This window comes from Mycobacterium sp. UM_CSW (assembly GCF_000455205.1).
Taxonomy (GTDB): domain Bacteria; phylum Actinomycetota; class Actinomycetes; order Mycobacteriales; family Mycobacteriaceae; genus Mycobacterium.
The window spans coordinates 24,169-39,970 of the sequence record NZ_AUWQ01000129.1 but is presented as its reverse complement, the minus strand read 5'-3'; the positions used below and the strand labels follow the sequence as shown (position 1 = coordinate 39,970).

Genomic DNA, 15,802 nt, shown 5'->3' with positions numbered 1-15,802 from the left:
CAGCGTCGGCGGCGTCGGCGGCCAAGGCGGCCGCGGCGGCAACGGCGGCGACAGCAACTTCACTGGCACCGGAAACGCCTCATTCACCGGCGGCCTAGGCGGCAACGGCGGCACCGGCGGCAACGGTGTTACCGCCGGCAACGGCGGCGACGGCGGCAACGGCGGCAACGCCCACGTCGCCCCCTTCATCAGCGCCGCGGCCGTCTCCGCTGCGGGCGGCGGGGGCGGTGGCGGCGGTGCGGGCGGCCTCAGCACCGCCGGCGGCACGGCCGGCAAAGGCGGCAACGGCGGCAACGGAGGAACGGCCACCGTGCAATCCGGCAACCAAGTCGGTACCGGGGGCGGCGGTTTCGGCGGCGGCGGCGCCCAATCCCTCGCCGGTGGGCCCGGCGGCGGTGGTGGCGGCGGTGGCGCCTCCGGGATCGGCAGCGCAGTCGTCAGCGGCGGCACCGGCTCCGACGGCGCCTTCGCCGCCGGCAGCTTTAGCAACGCCGGTAGCGGCGGTCACGGTGGTTTTGTCGACAGCACCTCCGGCGAGTACAGCGCCGGCGGAGGTGGGGGTGGCGGTGCCGCCGTCCCTGGCAGCCCCGGCGCGGGCGGCGGCCAAGGCGGCAGCGCGGACGGCTACGCCGGTGGCCAGGGCGGCCCGGGCGGCAGCGGCCAAACGATCGGCGGCGCCGGCGCCGACGGTAAGCCAGGCCAGATCGCCGGCGCCGGCAATGCCACCGCCACTGGCGGCCCCGGCGGCACAGCCGGCATCGGTGGCGGTGGCGGTGGCGGTGCCGCCGTCGCCAATGGCAACTCCCCGGATGTGTCCATCGGCGGTGCGGGCGGGGGCGGCGGCGCCCCCTAGCAGGCCTGACTCGGCCACCGGTGTATTTGATTACGCCCCGTCGCAGAATGGCGTAGCCTGGCGGTCCGGTGTCTCAGATGAGGAGGGCCTGAATGGTCTCGCTGCTCGTCGCGGGCGTCGGGCTTCTGCTCCTCGGCTTTGCGCCGGCCCGCCACACCGGCCTGATCTTCCTGCTGACGCTGCTGATCACCTTCGCGCTGACCGCGTTCGACATGAGCACCCACCAACCCACCAGCACCGACCTCGCCGGCTTCACGCTGGCGCTCATGCTGGGGGGCGCCGCCGTGTTCATCCGACACGAGCGAGGCATGAAGGACTAGCCGGACCGTAGCCGCCTGACGAACTCCGCCACCGCCAAACCGATCTCGTCCGGGCTGTCTTCCTGGATGAAATGCACGCCGGGAACCGTGACCTCGCTGAGGCTGGCCCAGGTCCGGACGTAATCGCGGATGCGGCCGTTGAGGATGGCGCCCGGCTCGGCGTTGACGAATAGCTTTGGCACCCCGCCATTTTCGACGCCTTTTTCCAGCCAGCTCCGGTATTCGTCGACGACGGCGACGACCTCGGCCGGCTCGCCGTCGATGGGTATATTGCGTGGCCACGACAGGGTGGGTCGCCGGTCCTCGCCGGCGTTGAGGAACGGGCGCCGGTAGGCGTTCATCTCCTCGTCGGAGAGTTTGCGAAGGATGGCGCCGGGCAGCACCGCTTCGACAAACATGTTCTGCTCCAACACCATCCGCTCGCCGTCCGGCGACCGGAACCCCTGGAAGACACCGCGTATGTTGGGATGCCAATCGGCCCATGTCATCGGGGTGACGATGGCCTCCATGAACGCGATGCCCTGCACGCGGTCGCGGTGCTGGTTGGCCCAGTCGAACCCCAGCGCCGAGCCCCAGTCGTGCAGCACCAGCACCACGCGGTCGCCGAGTTCGAGCGCGTCCCAGAGCCCGAACAAGAAGTCGCGCTGCTCGGCATAGTGGTAGCGGTCCGGACCCGACGGGCTCAGCTTCTCCGACGCGCCCATGCCGATCAGGTCGCAAGCCACCAGCCGGCCCAGCCCCTGCAGATGCGGCATGACGTTGCGCCACAGGTACGACGACGTCGGGTTGCCGTGCTGGAAGACGATCGCGTCGCCCTCGCCCTCGTCGATGTAGGCCATTCGCTTGCCGGCGATCTCGCGGTATCGCAGCTCCATGGGGACATCCTGTCACTTGACAATCGATCGAACAAAAGTTCGAATAGGGGGCATGCGCTGGTCCACCCAGGCCGTCGCGGTCAACGGCAACCCCGTCGACGACGGGGCCCTCCCGGGCTTAAGCAGGATCGGCCTCGTCCGCAGCGTCCGCGCCCCGCAATTCGAGGGCATCACCTTCCACGAGGTGCTGTGCAAGTCGGCGCTCAACAAGGTGCCCAATGCGTCGGCGCTGCCGTTCCGCTACACCGTCAACGGCTACCGCGGGTGCTCGCACGCCTGCCGCTACTGCTTCGCGCGCCCCACCCACGAGTACCTCGACTTCGACTGTGGCGCCGACTTCGACACCCAGGTGGTGGTCAAGACCAACGTCGCCGAGGTCTTGAACCGCGAGTTGCGCCGGCCGTCGTGGCGTCGCGAGACGGTCGCGCTGGGCACCAACACCGATCCCTACCAGCGCGCCGAGGGGCGCTACGCGCTGATGCCGGGCATCATCGGCGCGCTCGCCGGATCCGGCACGCCGCTGTCGATCCTCACCAAGGGTACCCTGCTCAGGCGTGACCTGCCCCTGATAAGCGATGCGGCACAACAGGTTCCGTTGTCGGTGTCCGTGTCGCTGGCCGTGGCAGATCCGGAGCTGCACCGCGACGTCGAGCCGGGAACGCCGACTCCGCAGGCACGCCTGGGCCTCATCACCGCCATCCGGGACGCCGGCCTGGGCTGCCACGTCATGGTCGCGCCGGTGCTGCCGCACCTGACGGATTCCACCGAGCACCTCGACGGGCTGCTCGGCCAGATCGCCGCGGCCGGCGCCACCGGCGTCACGGTTTTCGGCCTGCACCTGCGCGGTTCGACGCGCGGCTGGTTCATGTCCTGGCTGGCCCGCTCGCACCCGGAGCTGGTCGGACGCTACCGCGAGCTCTACCGCCGCGGCGCCTATTTGCCGCCGAGCTACCGCGACATGCTGCGCGAACGGGCCGCGCCGCTGATCGCCAAGTACCGCCTCGGCGGCGATCCCCGCCCGGTCCCGCCGACCGCCGCCACGCCCGCGCCGCCGCAGCCGACGCTGTTTTGAGCTAGGCGGGCCGATCGCCGCGGGGCTTGGTGAGCGTGAACTGGTCCACCACGGAAACCGCGCCGAACGGCCCGCTCACCGAATAGTGCGTCGCCTTGATCGAGGTGTTGCCCCCGGGCTGGCCCGGGTCGACGTCGAAACACGCGAAGCCGTAAGGGTTTTCGCGGTCGCGAAACGCCGACCACGGCGCGTCTTCCAACACGTAGATCGGCGCCTTGCGGCCGATCTCGGGGTCGAAAGCCCCGACGCCGGTAATCACGCGGCACCGAGGCTGGGGGAAGAACATCCCGTTGGACGGCGCGGACGTGCCCCCGCCGCCGATGACCAGGTGCACCGTGCCCCGGGTCGAGTCGATGACGTCGCCGCCGGTATCGACGGGTATCGGTGTGCGGGTTTCGGTGCCCAGCGCACCGCGCAACGGATGCGACCGCTCGTAGTGGTGCTCGTGCCCGCACACCACCAGATCGACCTGATACTGGTCGAACAGCGGCAGCCATTCCTCGCGGATGCCGAGGTCGGCGCCGTTGGTCCGGTCGGCGGTCGAGATCGCCGTCTGATGCATGCACACCACCACCCAGTCCACGTCGGGGTCGCGCCGCGCCGCGGCGAGTTCGCTTGCCAGCCAACGCTTTTGCTCCCCGCCGGAATAGCCGTGCACGTAGAAGTTGCCGCCGTCCTGGAAGGCCACGTCGTCGTTGTTGAGGCTGATCACCCGCACCGACCCGGCGGTGAACGAGTACCACAGGCCGCGGGCTTCGGGGCTCGACCCCGAGTCCGGCAACGCGAAGTAGGTCTGGTAGGCGGCGTAACCGATTGGCCCGTTGCCCAGTTCGTTCTCGTGGTTGCCCGCGGCCGGCATCCACGGCCGGAACCGCGCCGAGCGGGTGTTGTTCTCGAACCAGTTCGACCACGTCCGGATGCGGTCCTGCGCCAGGTTCGCGTAGCACAGGTCGCCGTTGACGAGGTTGAACAGCGGACCGAGGCGCTCGACGGCCAGGGTGGTGTCCGCGGCCGCGGGCGACCCGATGTTGTCGGTGGCGTACTTGCCGTCGGGCAGCCGGGCCAGCGTCGGGGTGGACTGGTCCCCGAAGCTGGTGAAGCGCAGCGGTTTTCGCCCCGAAGGGGCGGTCCGCACCGTGCCGCCGCCCGGCTCGGCGCCGTCGTGCACCGCCGCGTACACGTAGTCGGTGTCGGGGATCAGGCCCGTCAGGCGCGCATGGTTGACGCGGACCTCGTTGCCGGACTTCGCGTCTCGGTAGGTCCGGGTTTCCGCGGCCACGGTGCGCCCGAACCCGGCGGCCGGGGTACCCAGCATGACGCGGGGATTGCGGACGGCCTCGGTGGTGTGCCATGACACCACCACCTCGGTGGCTGCGTTCGCGCCGAATTGCAGATGCAGGCCGGTCACCGGGGGTGCGCCGCGGCGGTCCGGTTGAAACCAGACGGCCGGACCGCGCGCCTGCGACCACAGCAGCACCGCCCCGCCCCCGATGCCGGCCCCCAGGGCGGCCGAGACCGCGCTCGTGGTCAACAGCCTGCGGCGACTGATCCCCGGAACGTCGGTCATGCCTGCTTCATACCTGACGCAAGTAACAAATCCGGTAGCGTTTTCGATATGAGGAACGTGCGAAAAGTGATCAGCGCGGCCGCTCTCGCAGCGGCCGCAGGACTGGCTTTCACGCCCGCGATCTCACACGCGGACGGCCATCAGGTGACCTACACCGTCACGAGCCCCAACAACCTGACCGCCACGGTCAGCTACGTGAGTTCCGATCCGCCCAGCCAGGCGGCCTACAACGCGGACCCGTCGAAGTTCACGACGAGCGTGCAGGCGCCGCTGAGCGGGGGAGCGCCGGTCACCTACACCGCCACGCTGGCGAACCCGAACCAGTTCGCGACCATCACCGCCAGCGGCATGCTGCACTGGCCGGATTCGGGCAACGGCCCCGCCCAGTTCCACTGCGAGATCGCCGTGGACGGTCAGGTGGTCGCGCACGCGGACGCCACCACCACCGTCACCTGCCGACCCGGCTAGTCGACCGGCGCCGCTCACTTGTGCACGCGCACGGCGAGGAAGTACTCGTGTCGTTTCGAGTCCTCGACGGTGTAGCTCGCCGCCTTGGCCGCGCCGTCGTGGTCTGACTCCAGCCAGCGCTCGGTGTGCTGGCGCTCGAACTCGGTCCAGGACGGCACGGTGAACCGCTCCAGGACGAGGTCGGGTTCTTCCAGGCTTCGATAGAGCCGCCAGCTGTGGCCGCCCGTGCGCAGGCGTGACCGCCTGACCGCGGCCATCGCCTCGACGAACTCTTGGAGGTTCTCCGTCGGCACCCGGTATCGCACGGTCACCAGCACGGGCCCGTCGTTGGGGCGCGGTTCGAGCATGAGCATGGGCGCCGCCCAGCAGTTGGAGATGTTGCGGCTCAGCTTCCCGGTGGCCGGCAGCAACCCGAGGAAGGTGACGCTGAGGGCGGCGGCGGCCAGCAGCCCCGCCGACCAGGTCAGCGCGACCTTGAGCCCGTCGCGCGTGGCAAGGAGACCCCAGAGGTAGGCGCCGATCGCCTGGCAGCCCGTGAAGACCAGCAGGTACATCGCCAGCCCGCGGGCCCGGACCCAGCGCGGCAGATGCAGCTGGGCCGCCGCGTTCAACGTCGTCAACGTCAGCAGCCACGCCGTCCCCGACAACACCAGGAAGGGCGCCGCCGCGGCGAACGACAGCCGGGCCACCGCGAGCGCCCCGATTCCGTACGCGGCCGCGCACGCCGCCAACAACGCGTTGGGTGGCACCTTCTCGCGTAACGGGGCCGGGACCAGCAGGGCAAGCGCCGCGCCACAACCGATGGCCCCCAACGTCAGACCGTAACCGCTGGCTCCCAGGTGCCAGCTGCGGGCGGCGGCCACCGGCAACAGGGCGAGCAGGGCCGAGGCGGGAAACACGAAAAGCGCTGTGCGCAACAAGATCCTGCGGAAAATCGGGCTGTTGACGACGTAGAGCCATCCGCTCACCATGGCCTGGCCGAACTGTTCTCGTTCGAGCGGCGCGAGTTGCTTGGGCCGTTGCCACCCGGCCAAGACGAAGATGATCCCGGTGAACGACACGGCGTTGATTGCGAACACCGCTGCCGGACCGGCGATTGCGACCACGACACCGCCGATCGCCGGCCCGATCACCCGGCCGACGCTTGCCGAGACGCTCGACAAACTCGCTGCGGACGGGATCTGCTCGCGCGGAACGACTTCGGGCTGAATCGCCTGCCAGGCCGGCGCGGTCAGCGCCGTAGCAAGGCCGATCGCCATGGTGAACAGCAACAGCGCGGCCGGGGTGAGCTTACCGAGGTAGGTCAGCGCCGCCAGGGCCAGCGCCACCACCACCGCATAAGACTGCAGGACGACAAGCAGGCGCCGCCGGTCGAACAGGTCGGCCAGCACGCCGGCGAACATTCCCAGCAGCAGCGTCGGCCCGAGGCTGGCCGTCTGGACCAGCGCCACGATGGTGGCGCTGCTGTGGGCCTCAATCAGGAACCATTGTGCCGCCACGCTTTGCATCCACGTCCCGATGTTGGAGACGAACTGCGCGACGAACAGGTTGCGGAAGATGCGGTTGCGCAACGGTGCGAACGGCGACGACTGCCCGTCGTCGACACGCTCCCCATGCAAGACCGCCATCAGCGCTCAACCCAGATTGGTCGCAGCGAAGGTGTTGCACTGGTTGGGGTCACCGGTCTGGTAGCCGATGGTGAACCACTTCTGCCGTTCCGCCGACGACCCGTGCGTCCACGACTCGGGGTTGACGCGTCCGGTCGCCTGCTTTTGGATGCGGTCGTCGCCCACCGACGCCGCCGCCGAGAGCGCGTCCTGAATATCCTTGTCGCTCAACGGCTCCAGGTACGGCACGCCGGTGCTCTCCTGCTTGACCGTCGACGCGTAGTGGGCCCAGATGCCGGCGTAGCAGTCGGCCTGCAGCTCGGTGCGCACCCCGTTGCCCCCGGCGCCCTGCGCGCCCTGCTGGGAGCGGCCCAGCACCCCCTGCAGCTGCTGCACGTGGTGGCCGTATTCGTGCGCGACGACGTACTCCTGCGCGAATGGCCCACCGCTGGAACCGAATTTGTCGACCAGTTCCTGGAAGAAGTCGGTGTCGAAGTACGCCGTCTGGTCCACTGGGCAGTAGAACGGCCCGACCGCGGTGGTGGCCGGGCCGCAGCCGGTGTCCACGGACCCGGTGAACAGGCGCACGTGCGGGCGGGTGTAGTTGCGCATCAGCTGATGCCACACCGCGTCCACGGAGTTGCCGGTGGCGACCACGCGGCACTGCACGTACTTGTTGGCGTCGGCGCCGGTCTTGCACTGGCTCAGGTCGAAACCGGGCGCCGAATAGCCGCCGTTGTTGGTCTGCTGCTGGGGCATGATGCGGCCCGGGTCGATGCCGAAAAACAGCGCCCCGAGCAGGATCAGCAGGCCGAGCCCGCCGCCGCCGACGGCCATCCCCATCCCGCCGCCGCCGGACGACGACGCGGTGCTGGTGTCGATCTGCATGCCCTCGTTGAAGGTCATCGCACGCTCCTAAGGTTGCCGGGTGACGGGGAACCGGGCGTCGGTGTAGCTGCGCAGGTTGCGCAGGAACCGGCGGAGCCCCAGGTTGAGCAGCGGTCCGACCAACGGCATGGCCAACCGCGACGGGCCGGCCGGTTTTTGCGCCATGGTCCAGGTCAGCCGGCAGCCACCGGGGATGACCTCGACCCGGTAGTCCTCGGCGAACGCCGCGACGGCCTTCGACGAGCATTCGTTGAACCGGAATGCCATGTGCGTGAAGGGTTCCCACGCCAGAAACTCTTCGTTGCCGACGATCCCGCCGCGCATCTCGACGACGCGGGTGGTGCCGACGCCGCGCGGCTCGGGACTGGTCCAGGTCACCTTCGTGATCACCGGCGCCCAGCGCGGCCAGGACTCGGCATCGCCGAGCACCTCGAACAGCTGCTCGGGCGTGACGGCGAGGTCGACGCTGTTGCGGAACCGAAACGGCGCGGTCTCGACGAAGCCCAGGTCGACACGCTCGCAAGGGAACATGGCTTGAATCTAACCCGGCCCGTCGCTCGCCGCTGCCAGCAGCGGCACCAGGATGTCGCTGATCGGTGTCGGAAGGTTGTGGCCGCGGGCCTTGCGGACGATCACGCCGTTGCGGATGTCCCACTCGAGGCGCCGGTGGTTCTCCCGGTCGGCCAGCATCGAGGTGCCCATGTCCTCCGGCGCCTGGCGGAACATATCGACCAGCTCGTCGACCACGTCGTCGGGCAGCCGGGCGCCCTCGGCGCGCGCGACGGCCAGGCATTCGGCCACGTAGCGGCGCGACAGCGCGGCGATGTCGTCGCGGTGGAACATCCCGGATCGCCGCCCGGTCAGCACCATCAACCCGGCCAGCGCGTTGACCAGCAGCTTGCGCCAGGCCGCGGTGATGAAGTCGGGGTCGCAGTCCACCTGGCAGCCGGCGCCGCGCAGCAGCTCGGCCACCGTCTCCGCGGAGGGGCCCGACGGCAGCACCAGCCGCGGTTCGGTGCGCAACCGCACCCATCCCTCGGGCTGGGTCTCGGCGCCGTACCAGACGATCCCCGGCACCACCGGCGACGACGGGCAGTGCGGCTGCACCTGCTCGACCTGCTCGACACCGTTCTGCAGCACCACGACGATCGTGTGTTCGTCGCACAGCCGGCCGAGCCAGCCGGCGGCCTCGTCGTTCTGGGTGGCCTTGACCGCCAGGATCACCACGTCGACGGTGCCGTCAACCGTCTCGGGGTCGGTGCGCACCGGGCCGGGCACCACGATCGGTTCGCCGCCGTCGGGCCGCAGCTCGATGGCGTCCCGGGGCGTGCGGCCGCACACCAGCACAGAATGCCCGGCCTTGTACAGCAGGGCGGCGACCGTCGTGCCGACGGCGCCGGGACCGACGAGTGCGATGTTGGTGGCGATAGCTCCGAAATTACTAGAGCGCGAGCGCGTGGCGCAGCACCGCGACGGTTTCGGCCTGCTCGCGCTTCGAGATCGCCGCGTCTTGGATCAGCATCGAGCCGTGGAAAGTGCCGGGGAACAAATGCAATTCGACGCTCACGCCCGCGGCGAGCATGGCCAGCGCGTAGGCGACGCCCTCGTCGCGCAGCGGATCGAAGTGCATGACCGACACGTACGCGGGCGGCAGGCCGGCCAGGTCGGTGGCGCGGGCCGGCGCGGCGTAGATCGATACGTCGTCGCCGCCGGCCCGGCCAGGTCCCAGGTAGCAGTCCCAGCTGACGATCGCCCGCGGGCGACTCCAAAAAGGCGTGTCGGTGAACGCGATCATGCTGGCGGTGGCCAGCCGGTCGTCGAGTTCGGGCACGGAAAGGAACTGGAAGGCGATGTGCGGTCCGCCGCGGTCGCGGGCCAACAGCGCCAGCGCGGCGCCCAGCCCGCCCCCGGCGCTGGTGCCCTGAATCGCGATGCGCTGCGGGTCGACGCCCAATTCGTCCGCGTTCGCCGCCGTCCAGACCAGCCCGGCGTAGACGTCTTCCAGCCCGCCGGGGAACGGGGTTTCCGGGGCGAGGCGGTAGTCGACCGACACTACGACCACGCCGAGTTCGCGGGCCAGCGCGACGTTGGAGGCGTGTTCGGTGTCCAGATCGCCGGCGACGAACCCGCCGCCGTGGATGTGGTAGATCGCGGCCGGAGCGCTGCGCTGGTCGGGCCGGTAGATGCGGATCGGCACCGCGGGATCGCCGTCGCGGCCCGGGATTTGACGGTCCTCGATCTGCACCCCGGTGGTATCGGGCGGCGGGAACTGGGCGATCATCTCCGACAGCGCCGCACGGATGGCCAGCGGATCGTCGCCCGGCAGATCGGGCAGCAGCGCAACGACGGCGGCGATTTCCGGGTCGAACGCATAAGTGGTCATCTGCACTCCTGATCCGTCCGCGGCGGCGTCGCTCCTGCACTCTAGACTGGGCAGTCGTTCAAATCGGGCAAAAGGGGAGTAATTCGTGCTGCGCAGCCATGCCGCCGGTGCGCTGAGGAGCAGCGACGCGGGCCAGCAGGTGACATTGGCCGGCTGGGTGGCCCGGCGCCGCGATCACGGCGGCGTCATCTTCATCGACCTGCGGGACGCGTCCGGCGTCGCGCAGGTGGTGTTCCGCGCCCCAGACGTGCTGGCCCAGGCGCACCACTTGCGCGCCGAGTTCTGCGTCGCGGTGACCGGGGTCGTCGAGATCCGCCCCGAGGGCAACGCCAACCCGGAGATCGCGACGGGTGAGGTCGAGGTCAACGCGAGCTCGCTGACCGTGCTGGGCGAGAGCGCACCGCTGCCCTTCCAGCTGGACGAGCCCGCCGGCGAGGAGCTGCGGCTGAAGTACCGCTACCTCGACCTGCGGCGCGACGGCCCGGCCGCGGCAATGCGGCTGCGCTCCAAGGTCAATGCGGCCGCGCGCGAGGTGCTGGCGCGGCACGACTTCGTCGAGATCGAGACCCCCACGATCACCCGGTCGACGCCGGAGGGGGCGCGCGACTTCCTGGTGCCGGCGCGGCTGCACCCGGGCTCGTTCTACGCGCTGCCGCAGAGCCCGCAGCTGTTCAAGCAGCTGCTGATGGTGGCCGGCATGGAGCGCTACTACCAGATCGCACGCTGCTATCGCGACGAGGATTTCCGCGCCGACCGCCAGCCCGAGTTCACCCAGCTCGACATGGAGATGAGCTTCGTCGACGCCGAGGACATCATCGCGGTCTCCGAGGAGATCCTGGCAGCGCTGTGGGCGCTGATCGGCTACCAGGTCCCCACGCCGATCCCGCGGATCAGCTATGCCGACGCGATGCGGCGGTTCGGCTCGGACAAGCCCGACATGCGGTTCGGGCTGGAGCTCGTCGAGTGCGCGGAGTTCTTCAAAGACACCACTTTTCGCGTCTTCCAGGCGCCCTACGTCGGCGCGGTCGTGATGCCCGGGGGGGCCTCCCAGCCGCGGCGCACCCTGGATGGCTGGCAGGAGTGGGCCAAGCAGCGCGGGCACCGCGGGCTGGCCTACGTGCTCGTCGGCGACGACGGGGAGCTTGGCGGCCCGGTGGCCAAGAACCTGTCCGACGCCGAACGCGCCGGCCTTGCCGGCCACGTCGGGGCCAAGCCGGGGGACTGCATCTTCTTCTCCGCGGGCCCGGCGAAGTCGTCGCGGGCGCTGCTGGGCGCGGCCCGCGGCGAAATCGCCAAGCGGCTGGGCCTCATCGACCCCGACGCGTGGGCGTTCGTGTGGGTGGTCGACCCGCCGCTGTTCGAGCCCGCCGAGGAGGCGACCGCTGCCGGCGACGTGGCGGTCGGCTCGGGGGCGTGGACCGCGGTGCACCACGCGTTCACCTCGCCCAAGCCCGAGTACGAGGACGTGGTCGACACCGATCCGGGCAGCGTGCTGGCCGACGCGTACGACATCGTCTGCAACGGCAACGAGATCGGCGGCGGCTCGATCCGTATCCACCGCCGCGACATCCAGGAGCGGGTGTTCGCGGTGATGGGCCTGGACAAGGCCGAGGCCGAGGAGAAATTCGGATTCCTGTTGGAGGCGTTCATGTTTGGCGCACCGCCGCACGGCGGCATCGCGTTCGGCTGGGACCGGATCAACGCGCTGCTGTCCGGGGTCGACTCGATCCGCGAGGTGATTGCGTTCCCCAAGACCGGCGGCGGCGTCGACCCGCTGACCAACGCGCCGGCGCCCATCACCGCGCAGCAGCGCAAGGAGTCCGGAATAGACGCCAAGCCGGAGAAGGTTGACCGGGCATGAGCGAAATGCCTGACACCGCGACCATCAACGCGTTCAACACCAGCATCATCGACGAATTCCGGTCCAACGAGGGCAAGGTCGGTGGCCAGTTCGAGGGCGCCAACCTGCTGCTGTTGACGACGACCGGCGCCAAGTCCGGCCAACCGCGGGTGTCGCCACTGGCGTACTTCCGCATCGACGGCAAGCTGATCATCATCGGGTCGTTCGCCGGCGCGCCCAAGGACCCCGCCTGGGTGCACAACCTGCGGGCCAACCCGGCGGCGCACGTCGAGATCGGCACGGACGCGTTCGACGTCACCGCCCACGAGCTGCCCAAGGCCGAGCGCGACGCGCTCTTCGAAAAGGTCGCGGCCGCGGCGCCCGGCTTCGCCGAGTACCAGTCCAAGACCAGCAGGGTCATTCCGCTGTTCGAGTTGCAGCCGGCCTAGCTCGGGAGCCATGAAGCGAGCGGCGCGCGCGGGCCTCAAGCGGTTGCGCGCGCTGTGGTTCAACCTCGTGCAGACGGCGGTCGCCGCGGGCTTCTCCTGGTACATCGCGCACGACCTGCTGGGTCACCCGCAGCCGTTCTTCGCGCCGATCGCCGCCGCGGTATCCCTGTCGATCAGCAACGTGCTACGGGCGCAGCGCGCCATCCAGATGATGGTCGGCGTGACCCTCGGGATCGGTGTGGGCATCGCGGTGCAGGGGCTGCTCGGGCCGGGCGCCGTCGCCATCGGGGTCGCCGCATTCCTGGCGCTGTCCGCGGCGGTGTTCATCGGCCACGGCCGCATCGGGCAGGGAATGATGTTCGCCAACCAGACCGCTGTGTCGGCGATCCTGGTGCTGGCGCTGTACCACAGCGGGGTGGGTTGGGAGCGCATCTTCGACTCGCTGATCGGTGGTTGCGTGGCCATCGTGGTCGCGGTCCTGCTGTTCCCGGCCGACCCGTTGGAGGTGCTGCGCAGCGCGCGCGTCGGCGTGTTCAGCACGCTGCAGGGCGTCCTCACCCGAGCCGCGGACTTCGCCGCCGGGCGCAGGGAGGCCCCGCCCGACTGGCCGCTGTCGGCCGTCGATCGGGTGCACGCGCAACTCGGCGGGCTGATCGAGGCGCGCACCACCGCCCGTCAGGTGGTGCGCGTCGCGCCGCGGCGCTGGGGCCTGCGCGGTGCCGTGCGGGCGGCCGATCACCAGGCCGTGCACGTGGCCCTGCTCGCCGGCTCGGTGCTGGAGCTCGCCCGCGCCGTCGCCCCGGGAGCAGATGGGTGCCGCGCGACGCCTCCGCAGCCCGTGCACCGCGTGTTGGTGGTGTTGGCGGCCGCGACCGCGCTGGCCGACTCCGACCCGGCGGGCGCGTGCGCGTACGTCGCGGCCGCGCGCCATCACGCGTCGCAGCTGCACTCGGGTGCCCGGGAGAGGGCGCAGGTGGTGCTCGCCGACGCCGTCCAGGCCTGCGTCGACGACCTGCAGCGGGTCATCGACCTGCGCTCATAGCGAGTCGGCCAGAAACTCCTGCACCAGCTTCTTCGGCGCCTGCGTCAGCCACGCCTCGGTGATCACCTCGGCCAGGTCGCGCGGTGCGATCTCGTCCAGCCGCAGCAGCACCGCCGGGTAGCCGTCGAAGTGCGGGGTGGTGAAGTAGACCCTGGGTTCGTCGGCGATCAACGCAAACTTGACGCCCTCGTCGGAAACCCGGACACCGAGGATGTCGCCCTCCGGGGGTTCCACGCCGCTGTCGGCCAGCGCCTCGCGATCCGACGGGCGCAGTGGCCGTTCCCAAGCCAGCAACTTCTTGCCGACCCGCCACTCGTGCGGTGACGGCTCGGAGGTGAGTGCCAGCTCACCAACGATGCGGGCGACGTCGTTCCACGTGGCCACGTCTTCGATTGTGCTCCCGAAATGGCGCGCTTGGCTCGCGATCGGCAAACGGGGTGTGATGGGATCAGCGTTGTGTCAGAAGCCTTGGAGGGAAATCAGGCCCGCCGGCACCGGGTCACCCACCGCACCCAGTACCGCTATTCCGACGTCGTGACCAGCTCTTATGGCCGCGCCTTCCTCACGCCGCGGGACTCCGCGCGGCAGCGGTGCGTGGCGCACCGGCTGACCATCGACCCGGCCCCCGCCGACAGCTCCACCAGCAGCGACAGCTACGGCAATATCAGTGCGTACTTCCACGTCACCGAGCCGCACCAGTCGCTGACGATCACCGGCGACTCCATCGTCGACGTGTATCCGCCGCCGCCGGAGCGCTACACCAGCGGGCCGGCGGTGCAACCGTGGGAGGCCGCCCGGCCGGCCGGGCGCCGGGGAGCGCTCGCGACCGAGTTCACCCTGGACCTGGACCCTCCGGAGATCACCGACGCGGTCCGCGAGTACGCCGCCCCCAGCTTCGAGCCGGGGCGCCCGCTGGTCGAGGTGATGCGCGACCTGGCGTCGCGGATCTTCACCGACTTCACCTACCGCTCGGGGTCGACGACGATTTCCACCGGGGTCAACGAGGTTCTGGCGGCCCGGGAAGGGGTATGTCAGGACTTTGCGAGGCTGGCGATCGCCTGCCTGCGAGCCAACGGTCTGGCGGCCAGCTACGTGTCCGGTTATCTGGCCACGGACCCGCCACCGGGAAAGGATCGGATGATCGGCATCGACGCGACCCACGCCTGGGCGGGGGTGTGGACCCCGCAGGAGCCCGGCCTGTTCGAGTGGCTGGGCCTGGATCCCACCAACGACCAGCTGGTCGACGAGCGCTACATCATCGTGGGTCGCGGCCGCGACTACGCCGATGTGCCGCCGCTGCGCGGCATCATCTACACCAACTCCGAGCACAGCGTGATCGACGTCGCCGTCGACGTCGTGCCGTTTGGAGGTGACGCGTTCAATGCGTGATTTTCATTGCCCCAACTGCGGCCAGCGCCTGGCGTTCGAGAACTCCGAATGCCTGTCGTGCGGCAGCGCGCTCGGGTTCTCCCTCGAGCAGATGGCCCTGCTGGTGATCACCCGGGGCGACGACAGCGAGCACGCCGGCGCCGTCGATGCCGACGACTACCAGCTGTGCGCGAATCTGCATCTGGCGGAATGCAATTGGCTTGTTCCACGCAATGACGCCGGCGGGTTGTGCACGTCGTGTGCGCTCACGCTGGAGCGGCCCAACGACAACGACGCCGACGGTCTTGCCGCGTTCGCCCGCGCGGAGGCGGCCAAGCGGCGGCTGATCGCCGAGCTGCACGAGCTCAAGCTGCCGATCGTCGGACGCGACCGCGACCCCGACTACGGGCTGGGCTTTCGCCTGCTGTCGAGCGCGCACGAGAAGGTGTTCACCGGCCACGAAAACGGCGTCATCACACTGGATCTGGCCGAGGGCGACGACGTCCACCGCGAGCAGCTGCGGGTCGAGATGGACGAGCCGTACCGGACCCTGCTCGGGCACTTCCGCCACGAGGTCGGGCACTACTACTTCTACCGGCTGATCACCCCGTCGCAGGACAACCTGGCGCGGTTCAACGAGCTGTTCGGCGATCCCGACGCGGACTACCAGGAGGCGCTCGACCGGCACTACCGCGACGGCGCGCCGGAGGGCTGGCAGGAGAGCTTCGTCTCGTCGTACGCGACCATGCACCCCGCCGAGGACTGGGCCGAGACGTTCGCCCACTACCTGCACATCCGGGACACGTTGGACACGTCGGCGTGGTGCGGGCTGGCGCCGGCGTCGGCCACCTTCGACCGGCCGAACCTGGGGCCCAGCGCCTTTCCCAACATCATCGAGCTGTGGCTGCCGCTGTCATGGTCGCTGAACATGGTGAACCGCTCGATGGGTCACGACGACCTGTACCCGTTCGTGTTGCCGGTCGCCGTCCTGGACAAGATGCAGTTCATCCACGACGCGATCGACGAGGTGAGTTCGGAGTCGCGGGGGCCCGCCGCGGTGGCGGGCTAGC

At 69.9% G+C, this 15,802-nt stretch carries 16 protein-coding genes and 1 pseudogene; 9 read left to right on the top strand and 8 right to left on the bottom strand.

Translation table 11 applies throughout. The features are described from left to right. Both N415_RS32425 and N415_RS28905 read left to right on the top strand, forming a co-directional pair. Window positions 1–853 (top strand): annotated as a pseudogene (locus tag N415_RS32425) (PE family protein); the annotation flags it as partial. Window positions 854–945: 92 nt separating this feature from the next. Further along, window positions 946–1,173 carry a hypothetical protein gene (locus tag N415_RS28905; RefSeq protein ID WP_068189288.1) on the top strand — a complete coding sequence of 76 codons (228 nt, stop codon included), beginning with the start codon at window positions 946–948 and terminating at the stop codon, window positions 1,171–1,173. Here N415_RS28905 and N415_RS28900 read toward each other — a convergent pair. Further along, window positions 1,170–2,048 (bottom strand): haloalkane dehalogenase, encoded by an 879-nt coding sequence (locus tag N415_RS28900; RefSeq protein WP_068189282.1) that lies wholly within the window; start codon window positions 2,046–2,048, stop codon window positions 1,170–1,172. The genes N415_RS28905 and N415_RS28900 overlap by 4 nt on opposite strands. A gap of 52 nt (window positions 2,049–2,100) precedes the next feature. On the opposite strand from N415_RS28900, the gene N415_RS28895 reads away from it, so the two are divergent. After that, window positions 2,101–3,120: an Rv2578c family radical SAM protein gene (locus tag N415_RS28895; RefSeq protein WP_068189281.1), complete on the top strand. Its 1,020-nt coding sequence runs from the start codon at window positions 2,101–2,103 to the stop codon at window positions 3,118–3,120. Between the two features lies 1 nt (window position 3,121). Here the strand turns inward: N415_RS28895 and N415_RS28890 are convergent, their stop codons facing one another. Then, entirely contained in the window at window positions 3,122–4,687 is a 1,566-nt protein-coding gene (locus tag N415_RS28890) for a metallophosphoesterase family protein (protein ID WP_068189280.1), read from the bottom strand. Window positions 4,688–4,735: 48 nt separating this feature from the next. Between N415_RS28890 and N415_RS28885 the strand changes: the two genes are divergently transcribed. Continuing rightward, window positions 4,736–5,155, top strand: coding sequence for a hypothetical protein (locus N415_RS28885; RefSeq protein WP_068128971.1), 420 nt, complete (start codon window positions 4,736–4,738; stop codon window positions 5,153–5,155). A 14-nt stretch (window positions 5,156–5,169) separates the two neighbouring features. Here the strand turns inward: N415_RS28885 and N415_RS28880 are convergent, their stop codons facing one another. From N415_RS28880 to N415_RS28860, 5 genes are read right to left on the bottom strand one after another with little or no spacing between them, the layout of a single operon-like run. Next, window positions 5,170–6,783 carry an MFS transporter gene (locus N415_RS28880; protein ID WP_068189278.1) on the bottom strand — a complete coding sequence of 538 codons (1,614 nt, stop codon included), beginning with the start codon at window positions 6,781–6,783 and terminating at the stop codon, window positions 5,170–5,172. A gap of 6 nt (window positions 6,784–6,789) precedes the next feature. Beyond that, window positions 6,790–7,668, bottom strand: coding sequence for a neutral zinc metallopeptidase (locus N415_RS28875; RefSeq protein ID WP_068189273.1), 879 nt, complete (start codon window positions 7,666–7,668; stop codon window positions 6,790–6,792). A 9-nt stretch (window positions 7,669–7,677) separates the two neighbouring features. Then, on the bottom strand, window positions 7,678–8,181 hold the full coding sequence (locus tag N415_RS28870; protein ID WP_068189266.1) for an SRPBCC family protein: 504 nt from the start codon (window positions 8,179–8,181) through the stop codon (window positions 7,678–7,680). Between the two features lie 9 nt (window positions 8,182–8,190). Next, window positions 8,191–9,078 (bottom strand): oxidoreductase, encoded by an 888-nt coding sequence (locus N415_RS28865; RefSeq protein WP_193376521.1) that lies wholly within the window; start codon window positions 9,076–9,078, stop codon window positions 8,191–8,193. 13 nt (window positions 9,079–9,091) lie between these two features. Beyond that, window positions 9,092–10,033 (bottom strand): alpha/beta hydrolase, encoded by a 942-nt coding sequence (locus N415_RS28860; RefSeq protein ID WP_068189294.1) that lies wholly within the window; start codon window positions 10,031–10,033, stop codon window positions 9,092–9,094. Between the two features lie 85 nt (window positions 10,034–10,118). Between N415_RS28860 and aspS the strand changes: the two genes are divergently transcribed. Genes aspS through N415_RS28845 form a run of 3 tightly spaced genes read left to right on the top strand, consistent with a single transcriptional unit; the run spans window position 10,119 to window position 13,364 of the window. Further along, window positions 10,119–11,894, top strand: coding sequence for an aspartate--tRNA ligase (gene aspS / locus N415_RS28855; protein ID WP_068189264.1), 1,776 nt, complete (start codon window positions 10,119–10,121; stop codon window positions 11,892–11,894). Beyond that, window positions 11,891–12,322: a nitroreductase family deazaflavin-dependent oxidoreductase gene (locus N415_RS28850; protein ID WP_068189262.1), complete on the top strand. Its 432-nt coding sequence runs from the start codon at window positions 11,891–11,893 to the stop codon at window positions 12,320–12,322. Before aspS ends, N415_RS28850 begins: the two co-directional genes overlap by 4 nt. Window positions 12,323–12,332: 10 nt before the next feature. Beyond that, a complete protein-coding gene (locus N415_RS28845) occupies window positions 12,333–13,364 on the top strand; it encodes an FUSC family protein (RefSeq protein WP_068189261.1) in 1,032 nt (343 codons plus the stop codon). Here N415_RS28845 and N415_RS28840 read toward each other — a convergent pair. Next, on the bottom strand, window positions 13,359–13,748 hold the full coding sequence (locus tag N415_RS28840) for a hypothetical protein (protein ID WP_068113734.1): 390 nt from the start codon (window positions 13,746–13,748) through the stop codon (window positions 13,359–13,361). The two genes, N415_RS28845 and N415_RS28840, sit on opposite strands and share 6 nt — an antisense overlap. A gap of 21 nt (window positions 13,749–13,769) precedes the next feature. Here N415_RS28840 and N415_RS28835 point away from each other — a divergent pair, with 21 nt between their 5' ends. Together N415_RS28835 and N415_RS28830 are read left to right on the top strand one after the other, a co-directional pair. Then, window positions 13,770–14,753, top strand: a complete 984-nt coding sequence (locus tag N415_RS28835; RefSeq protein WP_081665591.1) for a transglutaminase family protein — start codon at window positions 13,770–13,772, stop codon at window positions 14,751–14,753. After that, complete coding sequence (locus N415_RS28830) at window positions 14,746–15,801, top strand: putative zinc-binding metallopeptidase (protein ID WP_068113738.1); 1,056 nt, start codon at window positions 14,746–14,748, stop codon at window positions 15,799–15,801. The genes N415_RS28835 and N415_RS28830 overlap by 8 nt, the downstream gene beginning before the upstream one ends. Window position 15,802 lies beyond the last annotated feature (1 nt).